Source organism: Streptomyces sp. R44, assembly GCF_041053105.1.
Taxonomy (GTDB): Bacteria; Actinomycetota; Actinomycetes; order Streptomycetales; family Streptomycetaceae; genus Streptomyces.
The window spans coordinates 6,036,397-6,054,841 of sequence record NZ_CP163444.1; the positions used below are offsets into that span (position 1 = coordinate 6,036,397).

Below are 18,445 nucleotides of genomic sequence, written 5' to 3' on the forward strand. Positions count from 1 at the left end.
CGGTTTGGTCCGGTTCGGGTAGCGTCGAACCATGAGGACCAGGGCGATATCCACAGGGTCGGCCCTCGGCGGGCTGATACTCCTCCTGCTCATGGTCCTGGCGCCCGTCGCGGGCGCCAGGGCCACGGGCGTGTCCGACGCGGCCGCCGCCCTGAAACAGGGCCCGGTGTACGTCGACCCCGGCGCCGCGGGCCAGATCTCCACGGCCGACGCCAAGGCGCTCGCGCAGAAGATCAAGGACGCGGACAAGCCGCTCTTCGTGGCGGTGCTGCCCGCGAACGCGCAGTTCCCGCCGGAGAACCTCTTCCAGAACCTGCGCACACAGACCGGCATCACGGGTCTCTACGCGATCCGTCTCGGCGACGGCTTCGACGCCCGCGCCGACCGCTCGGTGATGTCCCGGGACGCCGTGGACAACCTGGTCACCTCCGTACGCCGGCCCGGCGCCGACGCGGCCACCGAGCTGAACAACTTCGTCGACCAGGCCCTGCCGGTGATGCGCGGCTCCGCCCCGGCCTCCTGGGGCTCCGCGGGCACGAACGACTCCGGGGTCCCCGTCGCCGGGCTCGTCACCCTCGGCGCGGTCGTCGTCGCCGGCGGCGCGGGCGCCTACGCCGTCGTCCGCCGCAACCGCCTCCGCAAGGAGGCCGAGGAGCGCGCCGCGCTCGACCGGCTCCGGGTCGTGGTCGACGAGGACATCACCGCCTTCGGCGAGGAACTCGAACGCCTCGACTTCCACCCCGCCGAGCGCGGCGCCGACGACGCCATGCGCGGCGACTACGAGCGCGCCCTCGACTCCTACGACCGCGCCAAGTCCCTCATGGGCGCGGTCACCAGGCCGCACGAGGTCCGCGGTGTCACCCAGGCCCTGGAGGACGGCCGCTTCTCCCTCGCCGTCCTCGCCGCCCGCCGCGAGTCCCGCCCGCTCCCGGAGCGCCGGCCGCCCTGCTTCTTCGACCCCCGGCACGGGCCGTCCACCACGGACCGCACCTGGAGTCCGCCCGCCGGTTCGGCCCGCGAGGTCCCGGTCTGTGCCGCCGACGCGGCCCGCCTCGACGACGGCCTCGACCCCGCCGCCCGCACCGTCGACACCGACACCGGCCGCCGCCCGTACTGGGAGGCGGGCCCCGCCTACGGCCCCTGGGCCGGCGGCTACTTCGGCGGCGGCATGCTCCCCGGCCTCCTCGTGGGCACCATGCTCGGCTCCATGCTCGCCACCCCGGCGTACGCCTCCGAGTACGGCGGCGGGGACTTCCAGGGCGGCGACTTCTCCGGCGCCGACTTCAGCTCCGGCGACTTCGGTTCGAGCGACTTCGGCGGCGGGGACTTCGGGGGCGGCGGGGACTTCGGCGGGGGCGGCGGTTTCGACGGAGGCGGCGGGTTCTAGGCCGCCCCGAGAGAGTCACACCAGCGGCTTCACCGACATCAGCAGGTGGCGGTGGGTCGCGTCCGGGCCGTCGGTGAGCAGGGCGCGCTGGCCGGGGCCGAGGAGGTGGAAGTGGACCTCGGGGGCGTCCAGGGAGCCCAGGGCGTCCAGGAGGTAGCCCGGGTTGAAGGCGACCGTCAGGGACTCCGCCCCGGTGAGGACGGCCGGGAGGCGCTGGGAGGCCACGTCGTCCTCGTAACCCGCCTGGAGATGGAGGCCGGCGGAGGAGAAGGCCAGCTGGACCGGGCTGTCGCCCTCCGCGACGACCGCGACCCGCTTGACGGCCTCGGCCAGCGGGGCCCGCTCGGTGACGGCGAGGGCGTGCTCGCCGAGGGCGAAGAGCTTGTCGTGGCGGGGGAGCCGGCCGTCGAGCAGCCGGGTGGTCGTGCGGGTGCCGCCGCTCTCGAAGCCGAGGGAGCCGGAGTCGAGGGCGAGGCGGGCCGGGCCCGTGCCCGCGAGGGAGCGGGCGATCTCGGTGAGACGGCGGGCCGGGACGACCACGTCGGCGCCCTCCGCGGGGGCACCGGCCTCCGGCTGCCACTCCAGGGTGCGGACCGCGTACCGGTAGCGGTCGGTGGCGGCCAGCGTCATCCTCGCGCCGTCCAGGGCGAGCCGTATCCCGGTCAGGACGGGCAGCGAGTCGTCACGGCCCGCCGCGACGGCGACCTGGCCGACCGCCACGGCGAAGGCGTCCCCGTCCACGAGCCCGCGGACCTCGGGCAGCGCGGGCGCGGCCGGGTAGTCGTCGAGCGGCAGCAGGGAGAGGCCGAAGCGGGCGTCGCCCGAGGTCACCGAGAGACGGGCGCCCTCCACGGCGAGCTCGGCGGGGCCCTTGGGCAACACCTTGCAGATGTCGAGCAGGCGCCGGCCGAGGACCAGAGCCCGGCCGTCGACGGCGGTGTCGGCCTCGACCTCGACGCGGGCCGAGGCCTCGTGGTCGAGGCCCGAGACGCGCAGTCCGCCGTCCGCCGCCTCCAGCAGCAGGCCGCCGAGGACGGGCATGGGGGAGCGGGCCGGCAGAACGCGCGCGGCCCAGGCCACGGCGTCCGTCAACACGGCGCTGTCGATGCGGAATTCCATGCCGGCGACGCTAGCCGCCCCCACTGACAACGCCGCCGCAGACAAGGGCAGTCGGGCGCCGGACCGACGGTTCCGGGCAGGGGAACGTCTGGTCCCGGCGGTCGTCGAGGCGGCGGCGAAGCTCGTCTGACCTGCGCGATCGTGCTGCCGGGCGATGCGAGATCGTAACCGGCGGGGGCCCGCCGCGCCCCTACGATCCTCGTCATGATCATCCTTGCCGTCGACACCTCCTCGGAGGCCTACGCCCAGGGCCAGGCCATCGGGGCGCTCCTCGTCGCCCTCCTGGCCGCAGCCCTGGTGTGGCGCTTTACCCGCTCCTGGCGCCACGAGACCCCGGGCCCCCGCGCCGCGGCCTCGCCCCTGCCGCTCGCCGAGGCCGCGGTGGCCGACGCGCGCGTCACGGACGGCGGCACCGACGGTTCCTGGGCGCGGGCCCGCCGCCGGCGGACGATCGTCCTCGGGGTGGTCGCGCTGATCGTCGCCCTCGGGGTCACGAAGGCGCTCTCGTACGAGGGGCAGCCCCCGGCCGCGCGGTCGGGCGCCGGTTCCGCCGAGGCGGCCCTGGCCTCGGCGAAGCCGGGCGAGACCGTCCGGGCCCGGGTCGTCGAGGGGCCCGCTCGGGTCGGCGAGTACCGGATCCTCACGGGGGACGACCCGTTGAAGGGGAAGAAGAAGCCGAGCGGCAAGCTGTGGTACTACGACCGGAACGGCGACGGCGCCCCGGACCTGATGCTCGGCATCAACGCCGTCGAATGGGATCCCTCGCTCCTCGCCGAGAAGCAGAAGGACACGCTCGACCAGGAACTGCGGAACTTCTTCGCCGGAGCCAAGGCGGAGGACGTCACCGCCTTCGACGCCGGCCCCTGGGGCGGGAAGCTGAGCTGCGGGACCCTCGCGGCGTCCGGGACGACGCTGTGCGCGTGGACCGATGCCGAGACCTTCGGCAGCGTGCTGGCCGGGGGAGGCGGCGACCTCGCCGGGGCCGCGAAGACCGCCCTCGCCTTCCGGACCGCCTCCGAGAAGCGCGGCTGACGCCCGGTACGCCGGGAAACGCCGAGCGCCCGTCTTCCGCCGAAGCTGCGGAGGACGGGCGCGCTCGTGTGTCCGGGAAGCCGGACGGTGCCGGACGGGGCCCTACGGGCCGGACGGGGTTCCCGGAAGGGATCAGGCGGCGTTCTTGATCGCGGAGATGTCGAAGTTCAGCTTGACCTTGTCGCTGACCATGACGCCACCGGTCTCCAGGGCCGCGTTCCAGGTCAGGCCCCAGGCGGAGCGCAGGATCTCGGCAGAGCCCTCGAAGCCGACGCGCTCGTTGCCGTAGACGTCCGTCGCGGTGCCGTTGAACTCCAGGTCGATGGCGAGCGGCTTGGTGACGTCCTTGATGGTCAGGTCACCGTTGATCCGGTACTTGTCGCCGCCCAGCTGCTCGGCGCTCGTGGAGCGGAAGCTCATCAGCGGGAACTGCTCGGCGTCGAAGAAGTCGCCGCTGCGCAGGTGGCCGTCGCGGTCGCCGATGCCGGTGTCGATGGAGGCGATCTTGACGTCGATCGAGGCGGTGGAGGCGCCCGGGTTCGAGCCGTCGAGCTTCAGCGCGCCCTCGTGCTCGGCGAAGGTGCCGCGGACGTTGGTGACCATCGCGTGACGGACGGTGAAGCCGATGCTGCTGTGGGCCGGGTCGATGGTGTAGTCGCCGGTCAGGGCGGCCAGGGCCGGGTCGACGGGGAGGGTGGCGGTAGCAGTGGCGGACTCGGTGTTCTTGCGGCCGAAGAGACCCATGACGTGCTCCTTGTCGGTGTTTGTTGAACCTTCAACGAGAACGACTGTAGCCCTATTCCGTTCAACATTCAACATCTGCGGAAGAAGTTCACCCGGACGAGATCTGCAGGGCACCGACGCCCTCTGGCGGACGCGCGTAGAACTACGGCACCATCTCCCTGCGCGACGAGCACCACCTGCACAGCCGTCCCCACCCGTCACGGTCACCAGCAGGAGGCAACCCCCGTGAAGCTCCGCTCCGTCCTCACCGCACTCGGCCTCGTCCTGGGCGCGCTCTTCGCCCCCGGATTCGGCGCCCTCTCCACCGCCACCGACGCCCACGCCGTCACCAAGATCAGCCACGCCACCGCGACCTCGATGTTCCGCTCGTCCGGGATCACCTGGTCCTCGTCCGGCAACTGCTCGGACCGCAACAACTCCACCTGCACGTCCTTCGAGCAGCTCAACCTCGCCACCGCCCAGGGCGCCCAGACCCTCAAGAGCGCCAGCGGCTGCGCCCTCAACATCACCGGCGGCACCGAGACCGGCCACGCGAGCGGCACCTACTCGCACTGGAACGGCTACAAGCTCGACTTCAGCAAGTACACCTGCGTCGGGAACTACATCAAGAACACCTTCACCTACATCGGGCTGCGCGGCGACGGGGCCCCGCAGTGGAAGTCCGGCGCGGGCAACGTCTACGCCGACGAGGGCAACCACTGGGACGTGACCTTCTACAACTGCGGCGGCTGCTGACCCGCACCCGCGCCGACGCCGACGAACCCCCTCCGGTGGTCACTTGGACTAACCGAAGGGGGTTCTTGGACTGGAGGGGCCCGCGCGGCGCGATCTCGTTGACGGTGCCGCCGCGGCGCGGCTGACTGGTCCGCATGTCCCTCCCCCTCTCACCCAGACTCCGTGCGGCCTGCGCGCTCGCGGCAGCCTCGGCCACGGTGTTCGCCCTGTCCGGGCCCGCCCTCGCCGAAGGCGCCACGGCCGCCACCGCCACCGCCGACACCGTCATAGGCTCCGACCAGCTCTCCGTCGCCGTCGCCGAGGACTTCCCCCGCGTCCTCTCGTACACCGACCGCGCGAGCGGCGCCCGCCTCCTCGGGAGTACGGCCCCGGTCACGCAGGTCGTGCTCAACGGCACCGCGCACGCCGTCCAGGCCAAGGGCGCCCCCGTCCTGACCGCGACCTCCGCCGCGTACACCCTCGCCTTCCCCGACCTGCCCGGCGTCGAGCTCGACGCCCGGCTGAGCGTCGACGGACGCACCACCACCTTCCGGGTGACCGCCGTCCGCGACACCGAGATCTTCCGCGTCGGCACCATCGACGTCCCCGGCCACGACCTGGTCTCCGTCGGCTCCTCGGACACCGGCGCCGCCACCGCCTTCACCCGGCTCGACCCCGACTCCACCCGTACCGCCGACGTCTTCGCCCAGGTCACCGACGCCACCGCCACCGAGGCGAACCCGGTCGGCGCGAGCTACGCGATCGTCAACACCGGCCGGCTCGCCGCCGCGGTCGAGTCCAACTCCAGCTACGACAAGCCCTCCGGCGCCTCCGCCCGCGACGGCGCCCGCTTCTGGCACCAGGCCCGCAAGACCGGCACCGAGACCCGCGTCGGCGTCTGGTCCGGCCAGTGGACCTACCGCGGAGCCGGCGCCCCCCGGCCCGAGAGCGGCGACAACCTGCCCTGGGCGAAGGTCGTCGTCACCCCCGACGCCAACGCCGACGGCACCACCGACTGGCAGGACGGCGCCGTCGCCTTCCGCACGATCGGGATCAAGGCCCCCGGCAGCGAGCAGACACCCGACCGGGTCGTTGCCCACATCCCGTTCAACTTCGCCTCCCAGGCCACCCACCCCTTCCTGCGCACCCTCGACGACGTCAAACGGATCTCGCTCTCCACCGACGGACTCGGCCAGTTCGCGCTGCTCAAGGGGTACGGCTCCGAGGGCCACGACTCCGCCCACCCCGACTACGGCGGCAACTACAACAAGCGGGCCGGCGGCCTCGCCGACCTCAACACCCTCCTGCGCGAGGGCAGGAAGTGGGGCGCGGGCTTCGGCGTCCACGTGAACGCCACCGAGTCGTACCCCGAGGCCCACCACTTCAGCGAGACCCTCGTCGACAAGACGAAGCCCGGCTGGAACTGGCTCAACCAGAGCTACTACATCGACCAGCGCCGGGACGTGAACAGCGGCGACCTCGCCCGCCGCTTCCAGCAGCTCCGCGACGAGACCGACCCCAACCTGTCGATGCTCTACATCGACGTCTACTACACGCACGGCTGGATCGCCGACAAGACGATGCAGGCCGTCCAGGCGCAGGGCTGGAACGTCGCCACCGAGTGGTCCGAGAAGTTCGAACGGGCCTCCCTCTGGTCCCACTGGGCCAACGACCTCGACTACGGCGGCGCCACCAACAAGGGCCTCAACTCGCAGATCATCCGCTTCATCCGCAACGGCGAGAAGGACGTCTGGAACAACCACCCGGTCCTCGGCCAGACCGCCCTCGTCGACTTCGAGGGCTGGACCGGCGAGACCGACTGGAACGCCTTCTCCGCCAACATCTGGCAGCGCAACCTCCCCGCCAAGTACCTCCAGCAGCAGAAGATCACCCGCTGGAACGGCGACGACATCACCTTCACCGGCGGCGTCCGCGGCACCGTCGAGAACGGCCGGCGCACCTTCTACGAGAACGGCCGCAAGGTCCTCGACGGCGAGAGCTACCTGCTCCCCTGGGACGGCGGAAAGAAGCTCTACCACTACAACAAGTCCGGCGGGAAGACCAGTTGGGCCGTCCCCGGCTCCACGCGCGCGTACACCGTGTACAAGCTCACCGACAACGGGCGCGTGAAGACCGCCACCGTGCGCCCCTCCGGCGGACGGATCACCCTCGACGCGGTCGCCGGACAGCCCTACGTCCTCTACCCGGACAGCGCCCCCGCGCAGACCGCCCCGCGGTGGGGCCAGGGCACCCCGGTGAAGGACCCCGGCTTCAACGACGCGAAGCTCGGCGCCTGGACCAAGGCCGGCACCGTCACCCGTGACACCGACGCGCAGGGCCGCACCGGCGCGAAGCTCGGCGGCACCGCCACCGCCTCGGTCCGGCAGCAGATCACCGGCCTCACTCCCGGCAAGCGGTACACCGCCTCCGCCCTGATCGAGGTCGAACCCGGGAAGACCCGCCCCACCACCCTCTCCGCCGGCGGCGCCTCCGTCACCGTCGAGCGCTCCTCCCTGGAGAACCAGGTCGCCGCCTCCGACTGGAACGGCACCCGGCTCCAGCGCGCCAAGGTCACCTTCACCGCACCCGCCGACGGATCCGTCCCGCTGCGGATCGAGGCCGCGAGCGGCAGCGCGGCGACCGTCCGGATCGACGACGTACGGATCGTCGCGAACGACCCGGCCACGAAGGCGGGCACGGTCGCGTACGAGGACTTCGAGGCCGTCGACCAGGGCTGGGGCCCCTTCCTCAAGGGCGACGCCGGCGGCACCACCGACCCCCGCACCCACATCGCCCAGCTGCACGCCCCGTACACCCAGGCCGGCTGGAACGGAAAGCTGATCGACGACGTCATCGGCGGCGCCGAGAGCCTCAAGTCGCACGACGAGAACAGCGGACTCGTCTACCGGACCGCGCCCTGGACCGTCCCGATGAAGGACGGCCACAGCTACCGCGTGGAGTACGACTACCAGTCCAGCCACGCGGGCGCGTACGAGTGGGTCACCGGCTACGACCGTACGAACGGCAACGGACCGGCCGTCGAGACCCGCCGCACCCCCCTCGGGCTGCAGAGGACCACCGGGCACTTCGCCGAGACCGTCACCGCCGGCTGCGGCGACACCTGGACCGGTCTGCGCAAGCGCGCGGACGCCCCGGAGGGCGCCGACTTCGTCCTCGACGGCTTCACCGTCACCGACCTCGGCCCGGCCGCCGAACGCGCCGCCTGCGGCACGCTCACCGTCACCGCGCCCGAGACCCTGGAGCCCGGCCGCCCGAACCAGGTCACGGCCACCTTCGGCAACGACGAGGCCGCCGACGTCACCGGCGCCCAGGCCGTCCTCGCCCTCCCCGAGGGCTGGACCGCCGAACCCGCCGCGCCCGTCGCCCTCGGCACGGTCGCCCCGGGAGCGAAGGCCACCGCCACCTGGCAGGTGACACCCCCGGTGGACGCGGCCTACCAGCCGTACCCGCTGGGCGCCTCCGTCGCGTACGGCCTGAGCGGCGCCCCCCGGAAGCTGACCGCCGCCACCACCGTCCGCACCCTGCCCCCGCCGCCCACCGCCGACAGCTGGGCCAGCGACCTCGACTGGACCTCGGCCGCCAACGGCTGGGGACCCGTCGAGCGGGACCTCTCCAACGGCGAGACCGGCACCGGCGACGGCTCCCCGCTGCGGATCGGCGGCGTGGCCCACGCCAAGGGCCTGGGCACCCACGCCCCGGCCAGGGTCCGCTACTACCTCGGCGGCCGGTGCACCTCGCTCACCGCCGAGGTCGGCGTGGACGACGTCCAGACCACCCGGGGCAGCGTCCAGTTCAGCGTCCTCGCGGACGGCACGGAGAAGGTGAAGTCCCCGGTCCTCAGGGCCGCGGACCAGGCCTGGCCGCTCACCGCCGACGTCACCGGCGCCTCCTACGTCGACCTGGTGGTCGGCGACGGCGGCGACGGGAACGGCAACGACCACGCGGACTGGGGGAGCGCCCGCTTCCACTGCGGGAGCTGACGCCCCCACCAGGACAGCAAGCGCTTGCCGTGCTCATTGATTGCGTCGGAAAAGGGGTGTTACACCGGGCGCCGACCGGTCTCCACCACTTCCCCCGGGAGGCTCCCGTGTCCCTGCCCCTCTGGTCCCGCCGCACCTTCCTGAGCACGACGGCCGCCGCCGCGGCCGCCCTCGCCCTCGCCCCCTCCGCCCACGCGGCCGACGAGTTCGAGGCGCTGCGGCTCCGCTGGCTCGACCTCCAGCTCGGCTCCGGCTTCGACGCCGGGGCCGAGCCCTACGCCGGCAAGCTCGCCGAGACGGGCACGCTCGCGCGTGCCTTCCGCGCGAGCATGGCCGCCACCCCCACCTCGCTCTGGCCCGACGCCCCCTTCGACCCGCCGGCCGGCATCTCCCAGAGCTACAGCCGCCTGTGGACCATGACCCAGGCGTTCCTCCAGCCCGGCACCGGCCTCACCGGCGACGAGAGCCTGCTCTCCGACGTGCTGCGCGGCCTCGACCACCTCTCCGCCACGGTCTACCGGGCGGGCGCCCCGCGCTACGGCAACTGGTGGGAGTGGCAGATCGGGGCGCCCCGCCTCCTCATGGACATCGTCGCCGCGCTCCACCCCCGCCTCGGCGCCGAGCGCGTCGCCGCCGCCTGCGCCGCCGTCGACCATTTCGTGCCCGACTCGGTCCTCGCGAACTACTCCGGCACCTCCACCGGCGCCAACCGCGTCGACCTCTGCCGCTCGGTCGCCCTGCGGGGCGTCCTCGGCGCGAACCCCGCCAAGATCGCGCTCGCCCGCGACGCCCTCTCGCCCGTCTTCCCGTACGTGACCCAGGGCGACGGCCTCTACGCCGACGGCTCCTTCGTCCAGCACACCTGGGTCGCCTACTCCGGCACCTACGGTCAGGTCATGCTCGACGGCCTCGGCCGGCTCTTCACCCTCCTCGCCGGCTCCACCTGGGCCGTGACCGACCCGAACCGCCAGATCGTCCTGGACAGCGTCGAGAAGGCCTACGCGCCCTTCATCTACGACGGCCTGATGATGGACAGCGTCAACGGACGTGCCATCAGCCGCGGCTACCTCAAGAACGACGACCGCCGGATCATGCGCTCCGACCACTTCCACGGCCAGGGCGTCATCGCGGCCATCGCCCTCCTCGCGGGCGGCGCGTCGGCCGCCGAGCGGGACCGCTGGCACGCGCGCGTGAAGGGGTGGATCGAGCGCGACACCGTCTCCCCGGTCCTGGCGGCCCGCCAGTTCGGCGTCGCCGACCTCGCGCGGCTGCACGCCGTGGCCGCGTCCCCCGTCCCCGCCGCCCCCGAACCGACCGGCCACCGGCTCTTCGCCGCCATGGACCGGGCCGTCCACCGCCGCCCCGGCTGGGCCGCCAACATCTCCATGGCCTCGAACCGGATCACGTACTACGAGTGCGGCAACGGCGAGAACCCGCGCGGCTGGCACACCGGCGCCGGGATGCTCTCCTGGTGGACCCCGGACCTCGGCGACCAGTACACCGACTGGTTCTGGCCCACCGTCGACCCGTACCGCCTCCCCGGCACCACGGTCTCGACCAAGCGCCTCGCGGACCGGGCGGGCGGCGAGTGGGGCGCGCCCCGGCCGGCCGTCCGCTGGGTCGGCGGGGCCACCGACGGCGAGTACGCGGCCGTCGGCCAGCACCTCAAGGGCCTCGGCTCCACCCTGGAGGCCCGAAAGTCCTGGTTCTGCGCGGCGGACGCGGTCGTCTGCCTGGGCGCCGGGATCACCGCGACGGACGGCGTGCCGGTCGAGACGGTCGTCGACAACCGCAACCTCGGCGGGAACGGCCCCGCGGAACTCGCCACCGGCGAGGGCTGGGCCCATCTGGAGGGCCACGGCGGCTGGGTCTTCCCCGAGGGGACCGGGAACCTGCGGACCCTGCGCGAGGACCGCGCCGGCGCGTGGAGCGACATCAACACCACCAGCTCCACCGAGCGAGTGACCCGCCGCTACCAGATTCTCTGGCTGGACCACGGCACGGACCCGGTCGCCGCCTCGTACGTCTACCTCCTGATGCCCGGCGCCTCCCCGCGGACCCTCGCCGCCCGCGCCGCCGACCCCGGCTGGCTGCACGTTCTCGACAACACCGCCGAGCGGCAGGCGGTCGCCGTCCCGTCCCTCGGACTGACCGCGGCGAACTTCTGGCAGGCCGGTACGGTGGGACCCCTCACCGTCACCGCGCCCGCGAGCGTCCTCGTCCGGCGCCGCCGCTCGGTCCTCGACCTGAGGGTCTCCGAGCCGCTCCGCACGGGGCAGCCGCTGGAGCTGCAGTGGAACCGTCCGGTCCGCCGGGTGGTCGCCCACGACCCGTCGGTGGAGGTCCTCGCCACCGGGCCCGCGCTCCGGCTGCGGATCACCCCGGGTACCGGGGGGACGACCCATGGTTGCGAGGTTCTCCTCTAGGTCTATGTCGGAACCCCACAAACACAGGGGGTGCCTGGCTGTTGACTCGGGCTGGACGGGCAAGGGTTCTGTCCAGCCCCACCAGGATTCGACACGCGAGACTGTACGGAGTCGACGGCGGGGTTTTCTTGCGTGACTTCGTAGGGTCGGAACATGACCGTTGTGGACCAGATCCCGAGCGAGCCCGCTGACGCCCGTGGCCGAGTGGCCGAGCTGCACGTCCTGCGCGAGCAGGCGCTCCGTGGCCCGAGTGACCGCGCTACCGAGGCCCAGCACGCGAAGGGCAAGCTGACGGCGCGTGAGCGCATCGAGCTGCTGCTCGACCCTGGTTCCTTCAGCGAGGTCGAGCAGCTGCGCCGGCACCGCGCACAGGGCTTCGGCCTGGAGGCCAGGAAGCCGTACACCGACGGTGTCATCACCGGCTGGGGCACGGTCGAGGGCCGCACGGTCTTCGTCTACGCGCACGACTTCCGGATCTTCGGCGGCGCCCTGGGCGAGGCCCACGCCACGAAGATCCACAAGATCATGGACATGGCCATCGCGGCCGGTGCGCCGCTGGTCTCCCTGAACGACGGCGCCGGCGCCCGTATCCAGGAGGGCGTCTCGGCGCTCGCCGGCTACGGCGGCATCTTCCAGCGCAACACCAAGGCCTCGGGTGTCATCCCGCAGATCTCGGTGATGCTCGGCCCGTGCGCCGGCGGCGCCGCCTACAGCCCGGCGCTCACGGACTTCGTGTTCATGGTCCGTGAGACCTCGCAGATGTTCATCACCGGCCCGGACGTCGTCAAGGCGGTCACCGGCGAGGAGATCACCCAGAACGGCCTCGGCGGCGCCGACGTCCACGCCGAGACCTCCGGCGTCGCGCACTTCGCGTACGACGACGAGGAGACCTGCATCGCGGAGGTCCGCTACCTCCTGTCGATGCTCCCGCAGAACAACCGCGAGAACCCGCCGACCGTCGCCTCCGAGGACCCGGCCGACCGCCGCTCCGACGTCCTCCTCGACCTCGTGCCCGCCGACGGCAACCGCCCGTACGACATGCACAAGGTCATCGAGGAGCTCGTCGACGACGGCGACTACCTGGAGATCCACGAGCGCTGGGCCCGCAACATCATCTGCGCCCTGGCCCGGCTCGACGGCCAGGTCGTCGGCATCGTCGCCAACCAGCCCCAGTCGCTCGCCGGTGTCCTCGACATCGAGGCCTCCGAGAAGGCCGCGCGCTTCGTGCAGATGTGCGACGCCTTCAACATTCCGATCATCACTCTTCTGGACGTCCCCGGCTTCCTTCCCGGCGTCGACCAGGAGCACGGTGGAATCATCAGGCACGGCGCGAAGCTGCTCTACGCCTACTGCAACGCGACCGTGCCCCGGATCTCCCTGATCCTGCGCAAGGCCTACGGCGGCGCCTACATCGTGATGGACTCCCAGTCCATCGGCGCCGACCTGACGTACGCCTGGCCCACCAACGAAATCGCGGTCATGGGCGCCGAAGGCGCCGCCAACGTCATCTTCCGCAAGCAGATCGCGGAGGCCGAGGACCCCGAGGCCATGCGGGCCCGCATGGTCAAGGAGTACAAGGCCGAGCTGATGCACCCGTACTACGCGGCGGAGCGCGGCCTGGTCGACGACGTCATCGACCCCGCCGACACCCGCCAGGTGCTCATCAGGTCCCTCGCGATGCTCCGCACCAAGCACGCCGACCTGCCGTCCCGCAAGCACGGCAACCCGCCTCAGTAAGAGGAGTCATCCACGTGACCACCCCCGCCAACCTTCTCCGCGTCGAGAAGGGCACCGCCGAGCCGGAGGAGCTCGCCGCCATCACGGCGGTGCTGCTCGCCCGCGCGGCCTCCCAGCCCGCCGAGACCGCCCCGCACGGCCGCACCACGGCCGGCTGGCGCCGCCTGGAGCGCGAGCACGGCTTCCGCGCGCCGCACAGCTGGCGCTGACGTAGCTGTACGGAAGGGCCCCGCACCTACATGGGTGCGGGGCCCTTCGGCACGTTGTGGCGGGCGCGTCCGCCCCGTGGCCCCAGCACGAAGGCCCCGCACCATTTCCGGTGCGGGGCCTTTCCCGTGGGTCCGCCAGGGACTACCGCAGCCGCGCCATGAGCGCGTGCTCGACGAGCGTGATGAGGGCGCTCTTGGCGTCGGCGCGGTGGCGGGCGTCGGTGGTGATGATGGGGGTGTCGGGGCCGATCTGGAGGGCCTCGCGGACCTCTTCCGGCTGGTAGGGCTGGTTTCCGTCGAAGCCGTTGAGGGCGATGACGAAGGGGAGGCCCGAGTTCTCGAAGTAGTCGACGGCGGGGAAGCAGTCGGCGAGGCGGCGGGTGTCGACGAGCACGACGGCGCCGATGGCGCCGCGCACGAGGTCGTCCCACATGAACCAGAAGCGGTCCTGACCCGGTGTACCGAAGAGGTACAGGATGAGGTCCTGGTCCAGGGTGATGCGGCCGAAGTCCATGGCGACGGTCGTCGTCGTCTTGTCGCCGGTGTGGGTGAGGTCGTCGATGCCCGCGGAAGCGGAGGTCATGACGGCTTCGGTACGCAGCGGGTTGATCTCCGAGACGGCGCCGACGAACGTGGTCTTGCCCACGCCGAAGCCGCCCGCCACCACGATCTTCGCGCTGGTGGTTGAACGGGCCGCGCCGCCGCTAGAGCTTGCGAAGTCCACTGAGCACCCTTTCGAGCAGTGTCACGTCTGGCTGACCGCCGGCGGCCTCGTCGCCGCCGGGCTGGTGGATGGCGACAAGTCCGGCCTCGGCCAGGTCGGCGACGAGGATTCGGGCGACGCCGAGGGGAATGGAGAGAAGTGCCGAGATCTCCGCGACCGACTTGATCTCGAAGCAGAGCCGGCAGATCCGCTGGTGCTCGGGCAACTGCCCCTGCAGCCGGGCGGGATCGGCCGTCGTACTGACCAGCGCCTCGATGGCGAGCTGGTAGCGCGGCCTGGTCCGGCCGCCGGTCATGGCGTACGGACGCACCAGCGGGTTGTGCCCGCCGGAACCGCCCGCGGCGGACGGGCCGCGCGAGGCGGCCGGCGAACCCGCGGCCGTCGACGGGACCTGAGGCTGCGCGTAGGGCTGGGAGACGCCCTGTCTGCTCGGGGCGGAGGGAAAGTTGAACCGGTTCTGCGCGGCGTCGCCCAGCGGCGCCTGATGCGCGTCGTAACCGTTATAGGGGCTACCGCCCGGGGGTGTACCCACGTCTCCTCCTCCGACTGCCTCGCGGCCCATGTCCCTTGGACCCGCGCCACCGCACCCTACGGTGCGGTGGCACGAAACGCACTGTCTGTCTGTTAGTTGAGAAGACTTCCCTGAAGTTCCGCCCGGAGGTCGGGGGTCAGAACCGTGCCCGCGCGATCCACGAGCAGGGCCATCTCGTAGCCCACGAGACCGATGTCGGCCTCCGGGTGGGCGAGGACGGCCAGCGAGGAGCCGTCCGAGATCGACATGATGAAGAGGAAGCCGCGCTCCATCTCCACCACGGTCTGGTTGACCGCACCGCCCTCGAAGATCCGGGACGCGCCCGCGGTCAGCGAGGTCAGTCCGGAGGCGACGGCCGCCAGCTGGTCGGCGCGGTCACGGGGGAAACCCTCGGACATCGCCAGCAGGAGTCCGTCGGCGGAGACCACCACCGTGTGCGACACCCCGGGGGTGTTGTCCACGAAGTTGGTGATCAACCAGTTCAGATTCTGCGCCGCCTGGCTCATGCTCACACTAACGCTCCTGGTTGTAGGTACTGCCCGGGCCGAGGCCCGATCCGTTCGTGTCCGTTCCCGCGTTGCGTCCCTGCTGGACGCCCCGGCGCAGGTTGCTCAACCTGCCCCGTACGTCCTCGGGCGCGCGGGAGACCTGGGGGCCGCCCTGCGGGGTCTGCTCAGCCGTGCCCTCGACCAGGTTGGCCTTCGGGACCCGCCGGGGGAGACCGGACGAGGTGACCCCGCCCGCCTTGGGGTCCTTGAGCTTCCCGGCCCGCTGCCAGCGCTCGTCGTTGGTCGAGCGCCATTCGTCGGAGCCGTCGGCTGCGTTCTGCTGCTGCGCCGGCTGCGCGGGCTTCGGCTGCTGCGGCGCCTGCTGCGGCACCTGCTGCGTCTGCTGGCCGACGCTGCCGCGGCGCGGCAGACCGGCGTCGGTCAGTGCGTGTCCGGCGTCCGGGGCGGGACTCGCACTCGGACCCGGACGGTCGAAGCCTACGCGCTCGGGGGCCTGTTCGGGAGCGCTCGGAGCAGATTCCGATTCCGCTCCGAAATCCTGTCCGTAGCCGCCCTGGTAAGTGTTCTGCTCAGGCCACTCTGCCTGGTGGGGCTGGGGATCGAACGCATTGCCGTACTGCTGGTGTTCGGTTCCCGGGGTCTCGTACGAAGCTTCCGCATAGCCCTGCTGCGGGTAGGCCTCGTAGCCCTGCTGGCCGTAGCCGTAGCCGTCCTGCTGCGCGTAGTCGGCCGCGTACTCCTGGCCGTACTCCTGCGTCTGCTGGGGCTGCGCGTACTCCTGCGGCGCGTACTGCTCCGCCGGGTACTCCTGGGCCTGCTGCTGCCCGTAGTCCTGACCCTGGTCGTACTCCTGGGCCTGGCCGTACTGCTCCGCCGGCTCCATCTCGTCGCGGAAGAGCGGACGGTCGCCGCCTTGCGCCTGGGCCTCCAGGGCCGCACGGCGCTCCTCGCGCTGCAGCGAGCGGTTGACCGGGTCGAGCTGACGCTCGTCCTCGGCCGGCTGCTCGTAGCGCGAGTCGTCGAAGCCGAGATCGGCCGCGGTGAGCATCGGCTGCGGGGCGACCGCCTCGAAGGCGTTCGGCTGCTGCTGCTGCGGAATGATCTGCGAGACGGTGAAGTCGTCCTGGAGCGGCTGCTCGCCGCCACCGCCGTGCGTGATCGCGTCCGGCAGCATGACCAGCGAGGTCGTTCCGGCCTGCTCGCCCGAGGGGCGGAGCTGGACCCGGATCCCGTGCCGGTCGGCGAGCCGGCCGACCACGAAGAGGCCCATGCGCTGCGAGACGGCGGCGTCGACGGTCGGCGGGTTCGCCAGCTTGTGGTTGATGTCCGCGAAGTCCTCGGCGGTGAGGCCGATGCCCTTGTCGTGGATCTCGACCATGACGCGGCCGTCGGGGAGACGGGTCGCGGTGACGCGGACCTTGGTCTGCGGGGAGGAGAACGTGGTGGCGTTCTCCAGGAGCTCGGCGAGCAGGTGCACGAGGTCGGTCACGGCCTGGCCGTGGATCTCGGCCTCCGGCACGCCCGCGAGCTCGATGCGCTCGTACTGCTCCACCTCGGAGGAGGCGGCGCGCATGACGTCGACCAGCGGGACCGGCTGGTCCCAGCGGCGGCCCGGCTCCTCGCCGGCGAGGACGAGGAGGTTCTCGCCGTTGCGGCGCATACGGGTGGCCAGGTGGTCCAGGCGGAAGAGGTTCTCCAGCTGGTCCGGGTCGGCCTCGTTGTTCTCCAGATCGGTGATGAGGGTCAGCTGGCCCTCGATCAGCGACTGGTTGCGGCGCGAGAGGTTGGTGAAGATCGCGTTGACGTTGCCGCGGAGCATGGCCTGCTCGGCGGCGAGCCGGACGGCCTCGCGGTGGACCTGGTCGAAGGCGCGGGCGACCTCGCCGATCTCGTCCTGCGAGTCGATCGGGATGGGCTGGACGCGGGTGTCGACCCGGCCCGGCTCCGTACGGGAGAGCTGGTCGACCAGCATCGGCAGGCGCTGCTCGGCGATGCCGAAGGCGGCGGTCCGCAGCTGGCGCATCGAGCGGCTCATCTGGCGGGCCATCATCCCGGCGAGGATGAAGGCGGCGAGCAGGGCGACGACGACGATGCCGCCGTTGACCCAGGCGTCGGTCTTGGCCTCGTCGGAGATCCGGGCGGCCTCGGTCACGGCTTTGTCGACGAGGGCCTTCTCGACCTCGCTGTAGCCGTCGAACTTGGCGGTGGAGACGGCCATCCAGGTCTCGGGAGTGATGCCCTGCGGCTTCAGGGCCGCGATGCCCTCGGTGCCCTTGGCCGTGCCGATCTTGGAGGCGACGCCGGAGTAGACGGAGCCGTCCTTGCCCTTGGGGAGCTGGAGGCCGGCCGCGGCCATCTTCTTCTCGCCGTCGGCGGCCTTGCCGGCCATGACCTTCTTGAGCAGCTCGACGTCCTCGGGCAGACCGCCGGAGCTGAACTCGCCGAGGGCGATCTGCTCCAGGTAGTTGTACGAGTTGAACGCCACGGACTGCTGGGCGAAGACCGAGTTCTGCGCGCTGGGGCGGACCAGGAGCTGGGTGCCGATGGAGCGCTGGAGGGACTCCGCGCCCTTCGAGAGCTGGATCGCGTAGACGCTGCGGCCGTAGCTGGTGACGTTGCCGGTGCCCAGGCCGAGCTCGTTGGAGAACTCGGTGAGGTAGTGCTGCACGCCGGTGTAGCCGCGCTGCGTCTCCACCGGGTCCAGGGACCGGGTGTACGCGACCTTGCGGAGCTGCTCCAGCTTGGGCTCCTCGTCCTGGAACAGCCGCAGACGGCGCTCCAGGCCCTGGCCCGAGGGCATGCTCTTGACGGCCTCGTCGAACTTCGCCTTGGCGGCGTCGGTCGCGGCGTACGCCTGCGTGACCTCGTCGACCTTGCGGTCCTCGGGGGTCTTCGCGACGAGCAGCGGGCCTGCGGTGAGGTCACGCTCGTTGAGCAGGGCGGTGCTGTACTCCGAGGCGGCGCGCACGATGAGCGCCGTCTTCTCGGCGTCCTGCGCCTCCTGCCAGGTGTCGATCGCCGCCTTGACCTGGAAGCTGCCCATGACGAGGCCGACGAGCACGGGTATGCAGAGGATCGCGTTCAGGCGGGTGGGCACCCGCCAGTTGCGGGGCGACAGCTTGCTGGAGCTTCCCTTGGGCGCCTCGACGGGCGGCGGCGTCACGGGCACGTCCGCGGGCGACACCGCTGTCCGGGACGGCGGCGTGAAGTTGCCCCGCGTCTCCTGCTCCGCGGAGCTTTCCTTGCTTCGCCTCACTCGACCAACAACCTCTCGGCGTCGGCACCTACGTTGTGCCGGTGTTTCGTTCAGG

Annotated in this window: 13 protein-coding genes; 7 read left to right on the top strand and 6 right to left on the bottom strand. The window is 71.9% G+C overall.

The features are described 5' to 3' along the window. The first annotated feature begins 31 nt into the window (after nt 1-31). On the top strand, nt 32-1,387 hold the full coding sequence (locus tag AB5J54_RS28185; protein ID WP_369146711.1) for a hypothetical protein: 1,356 nt from the start codon (nt 32-34) through the stop codon (nt 1,385-1,387). 15 nt (nt 1,388-1,402) lie between these two features. On the opposite strand, the gene dnaN is transcribed toward AB5J54_RS28185, so the two are convergent. Continuing rightward, entirely contained in the window at nt 1,403-2,506 is a 1,104-nt protein-coding gene (dnaN, locus tag AB5J54_RS28190; protein ID WP_369146713.1) for a DNA polymerase III subunit beta, read from the bottom strand. Between the two features lie 204 nt (nt 2,507-2,710). On the opposite strand from dnaN, the gene AB5J54_RS28195 reads away from it, so the two are divergent. Then, nucleotides 2,711-3,538: a hypothetical protein gene (locus AB5J54_RS28195; RefSeq protein ID WP_369146715.1), complete on the top strand. Its 828-nt coding sequence runs from the start codon at nt 2,711-2,713 to the stop codon at nt 3,536-3,538. A 132-nt stretch (nt 3,539-3,670) separates the two neighbouring features. On the opposite strand, the gene AB5J54_RS28200 is transcribed toward AB5J54_RS28195, so the two are convergent. After that, the gene (locus AB5J54_RS28200; protein ID WP_369146717.1) at nt 3,671-4,282 is read right to left on the bottom strand and encodes a YceI family protein; all 612 of its coding nucleotides are present in this window, start codon (nt 4,280-4,282) and stop codon (nt 3,671-3,673) included. Between the two features lie 225 nt (nt 4,283-4,507). Between AB5J54_RS28200 and AB5J54_RS28205 the strand changes: the two genes are divergently transcribed. The 5 genes from AB5J54_RS28205 to AB5J54_RS28225 all read left to right on the top strand — a co-directional run bounded on the left by AB5J54_RS28205 (nt 4,508) and on the right by AB5J54_RS28225 (nt 13,369). After that, a complete protein-coding gene (locus AB5J54_RS28205) occupies nt 4,508-5,017 on the top strand; it encodes a hypothetical protein (protein WP_369146718.1) in 510 nt (169 codons plus the stop codon). Nucleotides 5,018-5,151: 134 nt separating this feature from the next. Beyond that, nucleotides 5,152-8,997 (top strand): endo-alpha-N-acetylgalactosaminidase family protein, encoded by a 3,846-nt coding sequence (locus AB5J54_RS28210; protein WP_369146720.1) that lies wholly within the window; start codon nt 5,152-5,154, stop codon nt 8,995-8,997. A gap of 107 nt (nt 8,998-9,104) precedes the next feature. Beyond that, complete coding sequence (locus AB5J54_RS28215; RefSeq protein ID WP_369146722.1) at nt 9,105-11,423, top strand: polysaccharide lyase 8 family protein; 2,319 nt, start codon at nt 9,105-9,107, stop codon at nt 11,421-11,423. A 153-nt stretch (nt 11,424-11,576) separates the two neighbouring features. After that, nucleotides 11,577-13,160: an acyl-CoA carboxylase subunit beta gene (locus tag AB5J54_RS28220; RefSeq protein WP_369146723.1), complete on the top strand. Its 1,584-nt coding sequence runs from the start codon at nt 11,577-11,579 to the stop codon at nt 13,158-13,160. Between the two features lie 14 nt (nt 13,161-13,174). After that, nucleotides 13,175-13,369: an acyl-CoA carboxylase subunit epsilon gene (locus AB5J54_RS28225; RefSeq protein WP_369146724.1), complete on the top strand. Its 195-nt coding sequence runs from the start codon at nt 13,175-13,177 to the stop codon at nt 13,367-13,369. Between the two features lie 142 nt (nt 13,370-13,511). On the opposite strand, the gene AB5J54_RS28230 is transcribed toward AB5J54_RS28225, so the two are convergent. The 4 genes from AB5J54_RS28230 to AB5J54_RS28245 form a co-directional block, all read right to left on the bottom strand. After that, a complete protein-coding gene (locus tag AB5J54_RS28230; protein WP_015036414.1) occupies nt 13,512-14,093 on the bottom strand; it encodes an ATP/GTP-binding protein in 582 nt (193 codons plus the stop codon). Further along, complete coding sequence (locus AB5J54_RS28235; RefSeq protein WP_369146726.1) at nt 14,074-14,625, bottom strand: DUF742 domain-containing protein; 552 nt, start codon at nt 14,623-14,625, stop codon at nt 14,074-14,076. The genes AB5J54_RS28230 and AB5J54_RS28235 overlap by 20 nt, the downstream gene beginning before the upstream one ends. Nucleotides 14,626-14,717: 92 nt before the next feature. After that, complete coding sequence (locus AB5J54_RS28240) at nt 14,718-15,131, bottom strand: roadblock/LC7 domain-containing protein (RefSeq protein ID WP_026057603.1); 414 nt, start codon at nt 15,129-15,131, stop codon at nt 14,718-14,720. A gap of 7 nt (nt 15,132-15,138) precedes the next feature. Then, nucleotides 15,139-18,390, bottom strand: a complete 3,252-nt coding sequence (locus AB5J54_RS28245; RefSeq protein WP_369146727.1) for a nitrate- and nitrite sensing domain-containing protein — start codon at nt 18,388-18,390, stop codon at nt 15,139-15,141. Nucleotides 18,391-18,445 lie beyond the last annotated feature (55 nt).

Coding starts and splice junctions, on each gene's coding strand:
- AB5J54_RS28200 (WP_369146717.1), bottom strand. CDS start 4,282: ATGGGTCTCTTCGGCCGCAAGAACACCGAGTCCGCCACTGCTACCGCC.
- dnaN (WP_369146713.1), bottom strand. CDS start 2,506: ATGGAATTCCGCATCGACAGCGCCGTGTTGACGGACGCCGTGGCCTGG.
- AB5J54_RS28195 (WP_369146715.1), top strand. CDS start 2,711: ATGATCATCCTTGCCGTCGACACCTCCTCGGAGGCCTACGCCCAGGGC.
- AB5J54_RS28240 (WP_026057603.1), bottom strand. CDS start 15,131: ATGAGCCAGGCGGCGCAGAATCTGAACTGGTTGATCACCAACTTCGTG.
- AB5J54_RS28220 (WP_369146723.1), top strand. CDS start 11,577: ATGACCGTTGTGGACCAGATCCCGAGCGAGCCCGCTGACGCCCGTGGC.
- AB5J54_RS28185 (WP_369146711.1), top strand. CDS start 32: ATGAGGACCAGGGCGATATCCACAGGGTCGGCCCTCGGCGGGCTGATA.
- AB5J54_RS28210 (WP_369146720.1), top strand. CDS start 5,152: ATGTCCCTCCCCCTCTCACCCAGACTCCGTGCGGCCTGCGCGCTCGCG.